At 31.2% G+C, this 15897-nt stretch carries 14 protein-coding genes; 13 read left to right on the forward strand and 1 reads right to left on the reverse strand.

The genetic code is table 11. From position 1 onward, the window contains the following. The first annotated feature begins 33 nt into the window (after positions 1 to 33). The 9 genes from fabD (at position 34) to ftsY (ending at position 10462) form a co-directional block, all read left to right on the forward strand. Positions 34 to 966: an ACP S-malonyltransferase gene (gene fabD, locus RBH29_RS02250; RefSeq protein ID WP_306694835.1), complete on the forward strand. Its 933-nt coding sequence runs from the start codon at positions 34 to 36 to the stop codon at positions 964 to 966. A gap of 49 nt (positions 967 to 1015) precedes the next feature. Then, a complete protein-coding gene (gene fabG / locus RBH29_RS02255; RefSeq protein ID WP_306694837.1) occupies positions 1016 to 1768 on the forward strand; it encodes a 3-oxoacyl-[acyl-carrier-protein] reductase in 753 nt (250 codons plus the stop codon). Between the two features lie 83 nt (positions 1769 to 1851). Next, a complete protein-coding gene (acpP, locus tag RBH29_RS02260) occupies positions 1852 to 2079 on the forward strand; it encodes an acyl carrier protein (RefSeq protein ID WP_306694928.1) in 228 nt (75 codons plus the stop codon). Between the two features lie 163 nt (positions 2080 to 2242). Next, a complete protein-coding gene (gene fabF / locus RBH29_RS02265; RefSeq protein WP_306694839.1) occupies positions 2243 to 3481 on the forward strand; it encodes a beta-ketoacyl-ACP synthase II in 1239 nt (412 codons plus the stop codon). A 35-nt stretch (positions 3482 to 3516) separates the two neighbouring features. Continuing rightward, positions 3517 to 4230 carry a ribonuclease III gene (gene rnc / locus RBH29_RS02270; RefSeq protein ID WP_306694840.1) on the forward strand — a complete coding sequence of 238 codons (714 nt, stop codon included), beginning with the start codon at positions 3517 to 3519 and terminating at the stop codon, positions 4228 to 4230. Between the two features lie 32 nt (positions 4231 to 4262). Next, complete coding sequence (locus RBH29_RS02275) at positions 4263 to 5279, forward strand: elongator complex protein 3 (RefSeq protein ID WP_306694841.1); 1017 nt, start codon at positions 4263 to 4265, stop codon at positions 5277 to 5279. A gap of 159 nt (positions 5280 to 5438) precedes the next feature. Then, complete coding sequence (locus tag RBH29_RS02280) at positions 5439 to 5699, forward strand: stage V sporulation protein S (protein WP_148893934.1); 261 nt, start codon at positions 5439 to 5441, stop codon at positions 5697 to 5699. 192 nt (positions 5700 to 5891) lie between these two features. Then, the gene (smc, locus tag RBH29_RS02285) at positions 5892 to 9464 is read left to right on the forward strand and encodes a chromosome segregation protein SMC (protein WP_306694843.1); all 3573 of its coding nucleotides are present in this window, start codon (positions 5892 to 5894) and stop codon (positions 9462 to 9464) included. Positions 9465 to 9538: 74 nt separating this feature from the next. Next, positions 9539 to 10462 (forward strand): signal recognition particle-docking protein FtsY, encoded by a 924-nt coding sequence (gene ftsY / locus RBH29_RS02290; protein WP_306694844.1) that lies wholly within the window; start codon positions 9539 to 9541, stop codon positions 10460 to 10462. 16 nt (positions 10463 to 10478) lie between these two features. Here the strand turns inward: ftsY and RBH29_RS02295 are convergent, their stop codons facing one another. Continuing rightward, a complete protein-coding gene (locus RBH29_RS02295) occupies positions 10479 to 10889 on the reverse strand; it encodes a response regulator (protein WP_306694845.1) in 411 nt (136 codons plus the stop codon). A 225-nt stretch (positions 10890 to 11114) separates the two neighbouring features. Here RBH29_RS02295 and RBH29_RS02300 point away from each other — a divergent pair, with 225 nt between their 5' ends. The 4 genes from RBH29_RS02300 to polA all read left to right on the forward strand — a co-directional run bounded on the left by RBH29_RS02300 (position 11115) and on the right by polA (position 15895). Further along, the gene (locus RBH29_RS02300; protein WP_306694846.1) at positions 11115 to 11705 is read left to right on the forward strand and encodes an RNA polymerase sigma factor; all 591 of its coding nucleotides are present in this window, start codon (positions 11115 to 11117) and stop codon (positions 11703 to 11705) included. Between the two features lie 21 nt (positions 11706 to 11726). Then, positions 11727 to 12779 carry an anti-sigma factor family protein gene (locus RBH29_RS02305; protein ID WP_306694847.1) on the forward strand — a complete coding sequence of 351 codons (1053 nt, stop codon included), beginning with the start codon at positions 11727 to 11729 and terminating at the stop codon, positions 12777 to 12779. Between the two features lie 217 nt (positions 12780 to 12996). Then, positions 12997 to 13170 carry a hypothetical protein gene (locus RBH29_RS02310; RefSeq protein WP_306694849.1) on the forward strand — a complete coding sequence of 58 codons (174 nt, stop codon included), beginning with the start codon at positions 12997 to 12999 and terminating at the stop codon, positions 13168 to 13170. A gap of 43 nt (positions 13171 to 13213) precedes the next feature. Further along, positions 13214 to 15895 (forward strand): DNA polymerase I, encoded by a 2682-nt coding sequence (polA, locus tag RBH29_RS02315; RefSeq protein WP_306694850.1) that lies wholly within the window; start codon positions 13214 to 13216, stop codon positions 15893 to 15895. Positions 15896 to 15897: the final 2 nt, after the last annotated feature.

Below are 15897 nucleotides of genomic sequence, written 5' to 3' on the forward strand. Positions count from 1 at the left end.
AATTAATAGAGTTATAGAAAAAGGGGGGCTACTATGAGCAAGATTGCATTTTTATTTTCTGGCCAAGGTGCTCAATATGTAGGCATGGGAAAAGAGATAGCAAAGGAATATAAATCATCCGATATGATATATAAAGAGGCGTCTGAAGCACTTGGTTTTGATACAAAAAAGATGATTTTTGAAAGTGACGATGAGACTCTTAAAATTACTGAAAATACACAGCCTGCTATTTTAATTACAAGTATTGCATGTATGCAGCCTTTAAAGGAAAAGGGAATAGTTCCTGAAGTTGTTGCAGGTTTGAGCCTAGGTGAGTATACCTCACATGTGGAGGCAGGAACAATTGACTTTAAAGATGCTGTGCCTTTATTAAAGAAAAGAGGAAGATATATGCAGGAAGCTGTGCCTTTGGGAAAAGGTACAATGGCAGCTATTTTAGGTCTTGACAGAGAAAAAGTTTTGAGTATTTGTGAAGAGGCATCTAAAGAGGGAGTGGTTGAACCTGCAAATTTCAACTGTCCAGGTCAGATTGTCGTAGCAGGAGAGGTAGCGGCTTTAGACAGGGCAATAGAGGTTGCAAAAGAAAAAGGAGCAAGAAGGGCAATGGTACTTCCAGTGAGTGCACCTTTTCACTGTAGCATGTTAAAACCGGCAGGAGACAGATTAAAAGAAGAACTTGATAAAATTAATTTAAATGATATTAAAATTCCTGTGGTAACCAATGTAACTTCAGAATATATTTTAGATAAATCAAAAGTAAAAGATTTGTTAATAAGCCAGGTAAGCAGTCCAGTTTTGTTTGAAGACTCTATTAAAAATATGTTAGAAAAAGGTATAGATACATTTATTGAAATAGGTCCTGGAAAGACACTTTGTGGATTTGTAAAAAAAATAAATAGAAAAGTTAAAGTTTTAAATGTTGAAGATATTGCTTCTTTAAATAAAACATTAAGTGAAATCATGTAATTTAGATAGAATATTTACTTGCAAATAAAAGATGAAGGGAGAGAGACTAATGAATATTAAGCAGTTAGAGGGGAAAACTGCAATTGTAACAGGTTCCGGTAGAGGTTTAGGAAAAGCTGTTGCTAAAAAGCTTGGACAAATGGGGGCTAATATCGTTTTAAATGATATTTTGCAATCTGATAGTGTTGATGCTACTGCAGAAGAGCTTAAATCTTTAGGAATAAACGTACTTGTTACAAAGGGTGATGTTAGAAATTTAGAAGATAATGAAGCGATGGTTAAAGCTTCTATTGAGGAATTTGGAAGCATAGATATATTGGTTAATAATGCAGGAATAACCAAAGACAAACCTATAATTAAAATGTCTGAAAAAGATTGGGACGATGTTTTAGATATAAATTTAAAAGGTGCATTTTTGTGTACTAAGGCAGTTGTAAGACCTATGATGAAAAAGAGAAAAGGTACGATTATTAACATCGCATCTGTAGCAGGTGTTATGGGAAATCGGGGTCAAGCAAATTATTCTTCATCAAAGGCAGGATTAATAGGTCTTACAAAGTCAACTGCAAAAGAACTTTCATCAAGAAACATTACCTGTAATGCAGTTGCACCTGGAGTCATCGAAAGTAAGATGACGGATGTTTTAGCTGATGATGTAAAAGAGAATTATTTAAATAATATTCCATTAAAAAGGTTTGGGACGCCTGAAGACGTGGCAAATGTTATTGGTTTTCTTGCATCTGAAGATTCAAATTATGTAACAGGTCAAGTAATACATATTGACGGAGGACTAGTAATGTAATATTATCATATTGTAATATTTTTTTATGAGACAATATGATTGTACATTGTTAAATAAATACCCCCTGTGGAAGGAGGTGAATGATAGTGTTAGATAAGATTAAAAAAATTGTTGTTGAACAGTTAGGTGTTGAAGAAGAAGAAATAGCTATGGAATCTTCCTTTATAGATGATTTAGGAGCAGACTCATTAGATATTGTTGAATTAATAATGGCTCTTGAAGAAGAGTTTGATCTTGAAATTCCTGATAGTGAGGCTGAAAAGATTTCTACAGTGGGAGATGTTGTTGAGTACATTAAGAGTAATTCATAAAAAAAGTCCCTTAGTGGAGGGACTTTTTTTTAAAAAGATAATTTTAAAAGAGATTTACCATACATCTATTTAGAAACTATTCAAAAGAAGATGTTTAAATATATTGTTTTTAATCTAAATTATTAGTGGTACAGTTTTTACAATTAGCACTGGAGGTTAAATTATGAAAAAGCGTGTAGTTATTACCGGTATGGGGGTTGTTTCTGCATTAGGTAATGAAGTAAATGAGTTCTGGAATTCTATAAAGAATGGTAAATGTGGTATATCAAAAGTGTCAACATTTGATGTTTCAAATATGACTTCTAAAGTTGCTGCTGAAATAAATGATTTCGATCCAACAATGTACATTGAAAAAAAGGAAGCAAAAAGGATGGACAGGTTTACTCAGTTTGCCATGGCAGCTTCTAAAATGGCTGTTGATATGTCAGAATTGGATGTTAAAAAATTAGATAATTATAGATTTGGAGTTGTTGTAGGATCTGGTATAGGAGGAATTCAAACCTTTGAGAACCAACATAATGTGTTAAATAAAAGAGGACCTGGCAGAGTAAGTCCATTTTTTATTCCTATGATGATATCAAATATGGCAACTGGACGTATCGCTATTCAATATGGTGCAAAAGGTTTTAATGAATGTGTGGTTACTGCATGTGCAACATCTACTAATGCTGTTGGAGATGCATTTAAGGTTATTCAACGAGGAGATGCAGATGTAATAATTACAGGTGGATCTGAGGCATCAATTACTCCAATGTCATTTGCAGGTTTTTGTTCAATGAAGGCAATGTCCACTTGTGAAGATCCACAAACTGCATGCAGACCTTTTGATGCGGACAGAGATGGTTTTGTTATGGGGGAAGGTGCAGGTATACTGGTTATTGAAGAATTGGAACATGCCTTAAAGAGGAATGCAAATATTATAGCTGAAGTGGTTGGATATGCTTCTACTAATGATGCCTATCACATTACAGCTCCTAGTCCTGAAGGAGAGGGTGGAGTGATGTGTATGAAGATGGCAATAAAGGATTCAAATTTAACGCCAGATGACATTGACTATGTAAATACACATGGAACATCTACAGAGTTTAATGATAAATTTGAAACTGCTGCCATAAAGTCAGTGTTTGGAGAAAAGGCAAAAAAAATGCCGGTTAGCTCGACAAAATCTATGACAGGTCATTTGCTTGGAGCTGCAGGCTCTGTAGAAGCTATAATTTCAGCTCTTTCAATTAAGGACGGTTTTGTACCGCCTACAATAAATTATAAGACAAAGGATCCAGAATGTGACCTTGATTATGTGGCAAATGAAGGTAGAAAAGCAGATGTTTCAAGTGTGTTATCAAATTCATTGGGATTTGGTGGTCATAATGCTTCAATTGTAATAAAAAGATATGAACCTTAAAAAGCGTTTTATTTTTACTTGCTTTAGGAGGCAGCATGGAAAAGTTTGAAGAGATTTTAAAAAAAATAAAAAAACTAGAGGGAAAAATAGGGTATACTTTTAAAGACAAAAATAACATCATTTTAGCACTTACTCATAGTTCTTATGCCAATGAATACAAAAGCCAAAATTTCACAAGCAATGAAAGGCTTGAATTTTTAGGTGATACTGTGTTGAATATGATTATCAGCGAAGACATTTATAATAAATATTATAATTTGTCTGAAGGAGAAATGACAAAATTTAGATCAAATGTAATATGTGAGGCATCCCTTGCAAGATGTGCAAAAAATATAAATATTGGAGAATATCTTCTTTTAGGGAAGGGCGAAGAAAACACTGGTGGAAGATCTAGGATATCTATTCTTTCAGATTCCGTTGAGGCTTTAATTGGGGCACTGTATTTAGACGCAGGGATAGAGAGGACAAGATTTTTTGTGTTGAATCATATGGGTGAAATGATTGAAGAGTCCATAAAAGGTATAATATTCATGGATTACAAAACTCAGCTACAGGAAATTTTACAAAGAAGTAATGAAAAAAAGGTTGTGTATGAAATTATTGATGAAAAAGGTCCAGATCATAATAAAGTATTTATTTCTCAAGTAAAAATAGATGACAGACCAGCGGGTAGAGGAAAAGGTAGAACTAAAAAGGAAGCAGAACAGATGGCTGCTAAGGAAACAATTGAATCAATAAATAAAAACTAAAAATAATAATGATATATAAGTAAGGAAGTAAAATGAATAAGAGAAAAATAATTATACCAATTTTTATTCCCCATAAGGGATGTCCTTTTGATTGTGTTTTTTGTAATCAAAAAAATATAAGCGGACAAATAAAAGATATGGATGAAAAACAAATGCACAGCATTATACAATCATTTATAAATTCAGTTCCTAAAGGAGAAGTAGATGAAATAGCGTTTTATGGTGGAAGTTTTACAGGTATAAAAAAAGAAGAACAGGTAAAATTTCTACAAATTGCCAATGAGTATATAGAAAATGGTTATGTAAAGAAAATTCGCCTGTCAACACGTCCTGATTATATAAATCAGGATATACTAAATTATTTAAAACATTATAATGTATCTACAATAGAACTTGGCGTTCAAAGCTTAGATGAGGAAGTATTAAAAACTGCTTCAAGAGGGCATGGGATTGACGATGTTTATAGAGCATCAAAGATAATTAAGGAAAATGGTTTTATTCTTGGTATTCAGACCATGGTGGGTCTTCCTAAAGACACATCTGACAGGGCTTTGTATACTGCAAAAAAAGTAGTTGAGATTTCTCCTGACCTAGTGAGAATATATCCATTATTAGTAATAAAAGACACATATATTGAAAAAATGTATTATAATAGGGAATACATTCCTCTAACTATAGATGACACTGTTAATCTGTGTACAGAGTTAGTTCAAATATATAGAGCTAATGGTATAAATGTAATTAGAATTGGGCTTCAACCAACTGATAATATAAGTAAAAATGGTGATGTAATAGAAGGACCTTTTCATCCTGCATTGAGACAATTAGTTGAATCTAGGATTGCTCTTATTTCAATAGAAAAAGAAATAATAAAAAGAGGATTAAATAAAAAAAATGATATTGTTATATGTACAAGCAAGGAAAAAATATCAAATGTAATTGGACAAAAAAAGTCGAATATTATGTATTTAAAGGGAAAATATAAGTATAATAGTATTTTAGTTAGAATATCCAAAGACAAACATGAACTTTATGATATAAAATATTAATTTTGTAATATTGTTTGTTGAACAGTAATGTTATAAAATAGAATTATAGCAGGTTGTAGTATAACCTCTGGTCACTGATAAGTGAATAGCAATATACAGAGAGAGATTTATATAATTTTTAATTTATATAATTTACATTTAATTGAGGAGGATGAATGTATGGAAGTATTAAAGGTATCAGCACAATCACAGCCGAAGATGGTCGCCGGAGCATTGGCAGCAATTCTAAGAGGTAAATCAACAGCAGAAATACAGGCAGTGGGGGCAGCAGCAGTGAATCAGGCAATCAAAGCAATTGCAATTACCAGAGGTTTTGTAGCACCAAATGGAATTGATATTATCACTGTTCCTGCATTTTCATCAATTACTATTGATGGGGAGGAAAGAACTGCAATTAAGTTTCTTGTTGAACCAAGATAGGTTTAGTTTCACATAGGTAATGTTAAAAAAGCTGTCCATTTAGTTGGAGAGCTTTTTTTATGCTTTTTTTAAAAGAAAGGCTTACCTCTAGCGAATTTTCTTGATTAAGCATGAATTTATGTTAAAATAGTTATGGGAGCTAACTCTAGACAAAATGCATCAGTTTTAATTTTAAATACCGGGGTGTTTTAATTGCATTTAAAAAGACTTGAAGTGCAAGGCTTTAAATCATTTGCTGAAAAAATTAATCTTGAACTCAATTCCGGGATAACAACTGTGGTAGGACCAAATGGAAGCGGCAAGAGTAATATTTCAGATGCCATAAGGTGGGTACTTGGAGAACAAAGTGCTAAAACCTTAAGAGGTGGAAAAATGGAAGATGTTATATTTGCTGGTACAGAACACAGGAAACCTTTAGGGTTTGCTGAGGTTTCACTGTGCTTTGACAATTCAGATAATGTTCTTCCTATTGAATACAGTGAAGTTACAATAACCAGACGTGTATATCGTTCTGGTGAAAGTGAATATAAAATTAATAAAACTAATTGTCGTTTAAAGGATATTTCTGAGTTGTTCCTTGATACAGGTATAGGTAAAGATGGTTATTCAATTATTGGTCAGGGCAGAGTGGACGAAATATTAAGCACCAAATCAGAAGAGAGAAGGCACATATTTGAAGAGGCTTCTGGAATAATGAAGTACAAAGTTAAAAAGCAGGAATCAGAGAAAAAGCTTGAGATGACAAGACAGAATCTTCTTAGGATTAATGATATTATTTCAGAGCTGGAAAATCAGTTAGAGCCTTTAAAGAATCAATCTGACAGAGCAAAAAGATTTCTTTCTTTAAGAGATAACTTAAAGGAATTAGAAGTTAATGTTTATATAGAAAGCATATCAAAACTTAAAAGTAAAATAAAGGATTTTGAAGATAATTATATTTCTGTTAAGGATAATATTGACAGCGAAAGCAAAAAGTTAGAAGAAGTAACAAGTCTTAATGAGAAAAACACCATTTGTTTAAAGGACATGGATGAAAGGCTTGAAGTGTCTAAGAAGGGATATTATGCGTTAGAGGGAAATCTTGAAAGATGTAGCTCGGAAATAAAGTTAAATGAAGAAAAGAAAAACAATCTTACATTAAACAACAATCGTTTAGAGAATGAAACAAATGAAATAAATAGAAAAATAAAAGATTTGGACAGTGAAGAGAATGTAAAAAAAGAAAAAATTGTTTATTTAAATGAAAGATATTTAGAATACAATAAAAAACTAGAAGAATATAACGAAAAGTTGCAGACTATTTTAGATGACTTAAGTGAACATGAAAAATACATTGAAAAATTAAAGACAAGTATTATGGATAAACTTGATGTTCAATCAGATAAAAGAACTCAGGCTAATAATGTGAAAAATCATATTGAAATTATCCAAAAAAGACAGACAAGCATTGAAAATGAATTAATGCAGTCATCTTTAGAAAAAGATAATGAAAATACAAAAAAGAACAACCTTAATGAAAGTATTACAAGTACTGATAACATAATTGGTAACATAAAAGAAAAATTGAATTGTTTAAAAAGAAAGAAAAGTCTTACAAATACTGAGCTTGAAGAAATTAAGCGAAATCAAAACAGTTTAAAATCAGAAATACATGTAAAGACATCAAGGCATAAAATGCTTAGTGATATGGAAAGTAGTCTTGAAGGTTACAATAAAAGTGTCAAAATGGTACTTAAGGCATGTAAGCAATCTCCTGAATTTGGAAAGGGGATTCATGGTGCATTAGCTCAGCTTATAAATGTTGAAAAAAGATATGAAACAGCAATTGAAATGTCTTTAGGAGGGGTACTTCAAAATATTGTTACAACTACTGAAGAAGATGCTAAAAGAGCAATTGAATTTTTAAAGAAAAATAAAATAGGCAGGGCAACTTTTCTTCCTGTTTCTTCAGTTAGAGGAAAGTATTTTGACATGAAAATTATAAATGAATTAAAAAATGAGAGAGGTTTTATTGGAGTTGCTTCTGACCTAGTAAATGTTGATTCTTTATATAAGGGAATTACACTGAGTTTTTTAGGAAGAGTTGTAGTGGTTGACAATCTTGATTCAGGAATAAAAATAGCTAAAAAGTTTAAATATTCATTTAGAATAGTAACTTTAGATGGAGATATTATAAGCAGTACAGGTTCTATGTCAGGAGGTAGTAAAAGTCATAGAGAATCAGGTATTTTAAGTAGAAACAGAGAAATAACAGAGCTTATTGAAAGTATTAATAAATTAAAAGAGGATGAAAGCCTTTTAGAAAATAAGGCTATTGAGCTTACTAAAATGTTGAGAAATTTTATTGAAGATATATCTATTGAAGAGGAAAATTTAAAAAATAAAGAACATTTAAAAATACGAGATGAAAGTCAATTGATGCAGGTTGAAGAAAATATAAAAAGAATTAACTCTAAGATAGATATGTTAAACCAAGAAACCAACCAGCTTAATAGGCAGCAGGGAGATACTAAAAAAGAACTTTGCAAGTACAGTGAGGAACTTAGAAAAATAGAAGAAGATATAGAGAGTACAAAGAAAATAGTTGAAGAATACCAAAAAAAGCATAAAAAAACTCAGTCATCTAAAGACTTAATTCATGCAGATATTACTGAATATAAAATTTCTGTTAATTCTATAAAAGAAAACATTTTGGGTGTTGAAGAAGCTTTGGAGAAAATAGTAAATGAAAAAAATGATTTATATAAAAGTGTTAAAAATAAAGCTTCAGAAAAGGAAAATAATGAAATAGAAATTCAATCTATTGATGAAAAGAATGAAGGGTTACTTAAATTGATAAAAGGGTATGAGGAAGAAAAAACAGGAAAAACTCTTGAGATAGATAGAATAACAGAAGAAAAAAAGGTTTTAGAGGAAGAGTCTTTAGAAATGATAAATAAAACATCCCAAATGAATAAAAATATTATGCTTTTAAAAGAAGAGTATGCAAGATTGGAAGTTAAAAAAGCTAAAATTGAGTCAGAAATGGAAGCTATACAAAATAGAATGTGGGACGAATATGAGCTTACCTATACAAATGCTTTAGAGCTCAGAAAAGATATAGGAAGTGTAACTAAGGCTCAAAAAAGAATAAATGAATTGAGAAGTGAAATTAAAGACCTTGGACATGTTAATGTAGCAGCAATAGAAGACTATATAAAGACAAAAGAGAGATATGAATTTATGTCAGTTCAAAAAAATGATATGGAAAATGCTCAAGAGAAACTTCAAAAAGTTATTAGAGAAATGATGTCTATTATGAAGAATCAATTTATGAAGCAGTTTAAGCTTATTAATGGCAATTTTAATATTGTCTTTAAAGAATTGTTTGATGGAGGGCGGGCAGAACTGATTTTAGTAGACAAAGAAAATGTTTTGGAAAGCGGTATAGAAATAGAAGTACAGCCTCCTGGGAAAAAACTTCAAAATCTTATGCTCCTTTCTGGAGGTGAAAGGGCATTTACTGCAATAGCACTGCTTTTTGCAATACTAAGGCTTAATCCAACTCCTTTTTGTGTATTAGACGAGATTGAAGCAGCCTTAGATGACGCCAATGTGTATAAATTTGCACAGTATTTAAAGAAATATTCCTCTTTTACTCAGTTTGCTGTTATTACTCATAGAAAGGGTACAATGGAGTCATCAGATGCACTTTATGGTGTTACAATGGAAGAGCATGGTGTATCAAAAATTGTATCACTTAAAATGGGAGATAAGGTAAGTTGATAGGTTTATTTTGTTTAATTCTAAGGTGGAAATTTTTAAAAATAGAAAATGGAAAAAGAATTGGAGGATAATAAATGGGTTTTTTTGATAAGTTAAAAAAAGGACTGAAGAAAACAAAGAGCACAATTACTGAAAGAGTAGATCAGGTATTGGTTTCCTTTGGGAAAATTGATGAGGAATTATTTGAAGAACTAGAAGAGGTTCTTATAACCTCAGATGTAGGAATTGACGCCAGCATGAAAATTATTGAGGATCTAAAAAAGAAGGTAAAGGAGACAAAGACCACTGATCCTAGGGAAGTAAAAAAACTTTTAAGAGATGAACTAAATGAAATTTTAGGGAATGAAGAATCAGAATTAGATATTAAAACAAAGCCTTCTGTTATTGTTGTAGTAGGGGTAAATGGTGTTGGAAAAACTACATCAATAGGTAAAATAGCAAGTGTTTTGAAATCTCAGAATAAAAAAGTGGTTTTAGCAGCAGCAGATACATTTAGAGCAGGTGCAATAGAGCAACTTGATATATGGTCGGAAAGAGTCGGCGTTGATATAATAAAGCACTCAGAAGGTGCAGATCCTGCCGCTGTAATTTATGATGCAGTACAAGCAGTAAAATCCAGAAATTCAGATATTTTAATATGTGATACAGCTGGCAGACTCCATACTAAAAAGAATTTGATGGAAGAACTTAAAAAAGTATTTAGAGTACTAGAGAGGGAAATGCCTGAGTGTTCAAAAGAAGTACTGTTGGTTTTAGATGCAACTACAGGTCAAAATGCAATATCCCAAGCCAAAACATTTGGTGAAGCCACAGGTGTAACAGGTATAGTTCTTACCAAGCTTGATGGCACGGCCAAAGGGGGTATAATTATTGCAGTTTCTTCTGAATTAAACATTCCTGTTAAGTTTATTGGAGTAGGAGAGCAGGTGGATGATTTACAGCCATTTAATTCTACAGAGTTTGTAGATGCTTTATTTTCAGATAATGATAGTGATTAAAAAAACACAGGTTTGTTTATTTGCTTTTTTTTAATTGTAAAATTAAATCTCTATATTTTATAGCAGTTTTGATTTTATTTAAAAATATTAACCTGTTAATATGGTCAAGGGGTTTTGTGATATAATCAAACACCTCAAATTCAAGAATTTTCTCAATATCATTCATGCTATCTATAGAAGTGGTTACAATCACAGGTATTTCACTGTAGTAGTTGGTTTTTGAAAATTCAACTAAAAATTCATAACCGTCCATAACAGGCATTACTAAATCTAAGAGGATAAGATCTACATTTCTGCTTTCAATAAGGTCAAGAGCTTCTTGGCCATTTAAAGCAGAAATGAGATTGTAATTCTTATTATGAAGGTAATTTCTTACAATTGCATTATCTAAAACATTGTCATCTGTAACCAAAATTGTATTATTCATCTAAAGACCTCCTTAAGTTTTATTAAAATGCATTTATTCTAACAGTTCTACTAATTGTACAAAAAATCCTTTGGTAATAAATGCAAACAAGTAATTGTTACATTTATATAAATTATTTTTGAAGTGGTACAATCTTTGTAAGTAATAATGTATAATCCTTATATAGTATATGATTGTAATTACAAATATAATATTGTAGTTTATAATTTGCCCGGAGGTGAGGGTGTGAGCGAAAAAGAGCTGATTGAACAAGCCAAATCAGGTAGCATAGAAGCATTTGAACAACTTATTGAAAAATGTCAAAAAAAAGTTTTTAATATTGCCTTTAAAATGATGGGCAACTATGAGGATGCAAGTGAACTAGCCCAGGAAGCTTTTATAAAAGCATATAAATCTATAAAGAAATTTAAAGGCGATTCACTTTTTTCAACATGGATATATAGAATTACTACAAATGTATGCTTAGATGAGTTGAGAAAAAGAAAAAACAAAAAAGTAATTTCGTTAGATGAATATATAAAATACGATGGTGAAGAAATCAAGCGACAGGTGAAGGATGAAAGTCCTGGTCCTGAAAAAGTTTTTGAGAAAAGAGAAATTAAAAATATAATGAAAAAGTGCATTGATTCTTTGCCTATAGAATATAAAACTGTAGTAGTATTAAGGGATATTCAAGGCTTTAGCTATGAAGAAATAGCTAAAATAATTAAATGTCCAGAAGGCACAGTTAAGTCTCGAATTAACAGGGCAAGAAAAGCACTTAAAGATATTTTAAAAAATAATAAGGAACTTTTAAATGAAGAATACGTCAAATAGATATGGGAAGGAGGGATAGATATGAAAGATTGCAAAGAAATAATGGAATTAATTTCAGGATATATCGATGACCAATTAAATGAAACTGAAAAAAGTAAATTTGAAAACCATATACGTTTATGCGATAAATGTAGTGAAGAACTCCGAGAACAAATGGAAGTTGTCAGCTTGTGTAATGATATAGATGATGTAGAACCTCCTAAAGAATTTAATAAACAACTTCATAATAAGCTTTTAAAGGAAAAACAAAAAAAATTCCCTCTTTTCCATGTAAGTTCTAAACATATTAAATTAGTGTCCTCTATTGCAGCAGCATTTTTATTGATTTTCGTTACAACACAATTTCTTACAAGAGACGATTATATCAACAACATGGAGCCTGGAAAAGAACATGAAGACTCAATCTCTTCAGAAGCTGGAATGCTTGAATCTAAAGAATATAGTGATGGAATATATGCAGAAGATTCAGAAAGTGCTAATTTATTTTCTTTTGATACAGAGGATGCTGAGGCAAAAATTTATGGGAAAGATCAAGTAGATAGTGGAGCTTTGAGAGAAGATATAGATGGGGATTTTGGAGGCATAGAGGATGGTCCTGATGAAGGCATAGGTGATACTTCTGATGAAGGAATAGATGATGTTCCTGATGGAGGTATAGATGATGTTCCTGATGAAGGCATAGAGGATGTTCCTGATGAAGTCATAGATGATACTTCTGGTCAAGGCATAGATGATGTGCCTGATGAAGATGAAGAGCTTGAATTTTCTGCGGAAACAGAGGAAATAGGTGTAAAAGTTTTTGTTATAAATAGATTTTCAAATGAAGAAGACACAGAGTATGTTATAGATACTGCCAATAAAATTGGAATTGAAATTATTGCTGAGAACGGATACCGAGGAAGTAATCAGGAAACTACTACTGCTATGAATGATACAGTTTCTATAAAATTTGAGACTGAGAAAAATAAATATGATAGATTCATAAGAGAATTGGAAATTAAGTATACTGACATTACAATTAATAAGATAGTAGATGAGGAAACTGAAAAAACAGTTGAGGTAATAATAGAGTGATTGGTTTAGCGTTATCTAAATATAGATGCCTTAGGTAACGTTTTAGAATAAGATAAACTAATTTTGAAATTTCAACTTTGGTTTTTAAAAGTTTTTTAAAGAGCAGAGGGGTGAGGGTTAAAAAATATTAAACCTCACCCTTTACTAAGGCTTTTTTTTTGTGTAAAATGACTTTGTACGCTTATTTTTATAAAATTAAAGAAAGGTGGCAATTATTTTGATTATAAAAGCGATATTTGATAGGATAGAAAATGGTTTTGCAGTTTTATTGCCGGATAATTTAGGCATTGAAATAAACATACCTGTTTCTAAATGGAAAAATAATTGTCAAAGAGGGGAAAGTGTTTCTATAATGATTTATGACAATGGAGCATTAAGACTTATTGGATAGATATTAAAAAAATAGCATTAAAGGCTAAAGCGAAAGGATTACTATGAATAAACAAAAAATTATGATTATAGATGGAAACAGCATATTAAACAGGGCCTTTTATGGAGTGGGGCTGTTGTCAACTTCTGATGGTTTGTTTACAAATGCAGTTTATGGATTTATAAATATAATGTACAAATATATTGAAGAGGAAAATCCCCAGTATGTTTGTGTGGCCTTTGACCTTAAGGCTCCCACCTTTAGACATAAGCAATATGAAGGATATAAGGCAAAGAGAAAAGGAATGCCTGAGGAATTAAGTATGCAGGTTCCTTACATAAAAGAAGTATTAGATGCAATGAAAATTAAAAGACTTGAAATGGAAGGTTTTGAAGCTGATGATATACTAGGTTCCATTGCATTGTGTGGTGAAAAAAGAGGATTTGAAGTAACAATAGTTACAGGAGACAGGGATGCTCTTCAGCTTGCTACAAAGACTACAAGGATAAAAATCCCTAGGACAAAAAGTGGAAAGACTCAAACAGAGGAATATGATTATGATAAAATAGTTGAGACTTATGGAATTGAGCCATGTCAATTTATAGATGTAAAAGCTCTGATGGGGGACAGTTCTGATAACATTCCAGGAGTTCCCGGTATTGGAGAAAAAACAGCTTTAAAATTTATTAATGAATATAAAGATTTAGAAGATTTATATGAAAACATTGACAAAATAACTCAAAAAAAAGCTAAAGAAAACCTCATAAATTATAGAGAACAGGCATTTATGAGCAGGGATTTAGCCAGAATTGAGAAAAACATGCCAAATCTTTGTGAGTTTGAAGAATTTAAATATCAAGAGTATGATGGAGAGAAATTACTTAATTTATTTCAAAAGCTGGAGTTTAATAGCTTTATTGATAAATTTGGATTACGAAGCGAGGCTCCCTTAGACAAAATTAGTGTTAATAAAAAAATAGTTAAAAGCATTAGTGAGCTTAAATCTATAAAGGCTAAGATAATTATGTCAGGAAAAGTGTATATGTATTACTTAATTGACAGAGAAGAAAAATTTTCAAAAAAACTTGTTTCATTGACCTTTTCCACTGGAGATGAAGAAGCATGGTATGTTGATTTTACCCAAAACATAGATAAAAAAGAATTTTTTAATCTATATAAAGACCTTTTTGAAGATGAGAGCGTTAAAAAATATTCACATGATACAAAGGATTTTGTTGTATATTTAAGAAATAATGATATTGTGTTAAAAGGATTAGCATTTGACACAATGACAGCTGCCTATATTTTAAATGCTTCAAGAGAATCTTATATGATATTTGATCTTGCAAGAGAATATATAAATGTAGGCATAAAATCAATAGAAGATATGATGGGGAAGGGTAAAAAAGCAATACTTTATAAAGATATGTCTATAGAGGATATATCTGATGCTGTGAGTGTTTATCCTTATGTGATAATGAATTTAGAAAAAGAATTCAAGAAATTATTAGAGGAAAATAAACAAATAAAGCTCTATTATGATATTGAATTGCCTTTAATAAATGCTTTAGCAGATATGGAATATTACGGTTTTAAGGTTGACACAGAGGTATTGGTTGATTTCTCTAAAGAGCTTCAAAATAAAATTAATTCTATCAAAGCAAAAATATATGATATAGCTGGTCAGGAATTTAACATTAATTCGCCTAAGCAGCTAGGAGTAATACTTTTTGAGAAACTTGAACTTCCAATTATAAAAAAGACTAAGACAGGTTATTCTACAAATGCTGAAGTATTAGAGCAGCTAAAAGACAGGCATGAAATTGTTTCAGACTTGCTCACTTACAGGCAGTTAGTAAAGCTTAACTCTACTTATGTAGAAGGTCTTTTGGCAGTTATAAATAAAAATACAGGGAAGATTCATTCAAGTTTTAATCAAACAGTTACTTTAACAGGGAGAATAAGTAGTACAGAACCTAATCTTCAAAACATACCCATAAAGCTTGAAATGGGTAAAAAGATAAGAAAAGTTTTTGTGCCGTCTGATGAAAATTATCTGCTTTTAGATGCGGATTATTCACAGATAGAACTGAGAGTTTTGGCACATATAACAAATGACAAAAATATGATAGAAGCATTTATGAACAATGAAGATATACATACCTCGACTGCTTCTAAGGTATTTGGTGTTTCAAAAAGTGAAGTAACATCACTTTTAAGATCTAGTGCTAAAGCTGTGAATTTTGGTATTGTATATGGTATTGGAGATTATAGCCTCTCTAAGGACTTGGGCATAACAAGAAAAGAAGCAAGAAAATATATTGACGAGTACCTAGAAAAATATCCAGAAGTAAAAGAGTATATGACAAATATTGTAAAACTGGGCAAGGAAAAAGGTTTTGTTACCACTATGTTCAATAGAAGAAGATATTTACCTGAGATAAAGTCAAGAAATTTTAATATTAGATCTTTTGGAGAAAGAGTGGCACTAAATACCCCTATACAGGGAACAGCAGCTGACATTATTAAAATTGCAATGGTGAATGTTTATAGAGAGCTAAATAAAAGAAATCTCAAATCTAGATTAATTCTACAAGTACATGACGAATTGATAGTTGAAGTTTTTAAAGAAGAAATAGAAGAAGTTAAAAATATACTTGAAGAGAGCATGAAGAATGCAGCCTCACTGAAAGTGCCTTTATCCATAGAGGTTAAGTCAGGTGAGAACTGGTATGAGACAAAGTAAAA

Source organism: Herbivorax alkaliphila (genome assembly GCF_030848475.1).
Lineage (GTDB): Bacteria > Bacillota > Clostridia > Acetivibrionales > Acetivibrionaceae > Herbivorax.

Bases quoted from the DNA above. Each gene is read 5' to 3' on its own strand.
- fabD (WP_306694835.1), top strand. From the start codon at position 34: ATGAGCAAGATTGCATTTTTATTTTCTGGCCAAGGTGCTCAATATGTA.
- fabG (WP_306694837.1), top strand. From the start codon at position 1,016: ATGAATATTAAGCAGTTAGAGGGGAAAACTGCAATTGTAACAGGTTCC.
- fabF (WP_306694839.1), top strand. From the start codon at position 2,243: ATGAAAAAGCGTGTAGTTATTACCGGTATGGGGGTTGTTTCTGCATTA.
- rnc (WP_306694840.1), top strand. From the start codon at position 3,517: ATGGAAAAGTTTGAAGAGATTTTAAAAAAAATAAAAAAACTAGAGGGA.
- RBH29_RS02275 (WP_306694841.1), top strand. From the start codon at position 4,263: ATGAATAAGAGAAAAATAATTATACCAATTTTTATTCCCCATAAGGGA.
- RBH29_RS02280 (WP_148893934.1), top strand. From the start codon at position 5,439: ATGGAAGTATTAAAGGTATCAGCACAATCACAGCCGAAGATGGTCGCC.
- ftsY (WP_306694844.1), top strand. From the start codon at position 9,539: ATGGGTTTTTTTGATAAGTTAAAAAAAGGACTGAAGAAAACAAAGAGC.
- RBH29_RS02295 (WP_306694845.1), bottom strand. From the start codon at position 10,889: ATGAATAATACAATTTTGGTTACAGATGACAATGTTTTAGATAATGCA.
- RBH29_RS02305 (WP_306694847.1), top strand. From the start codon at position 11,727: ATGAAAGATTGCAAAGAAATAATGGAATTAATTTCAGGATATATCGAT.
- polA (WP_306694850.1), top strand. From the start codon at position 13,214: ATGAATAAACAAAAAATTATGATTATAGATGGAAACAGCATATTAAAC.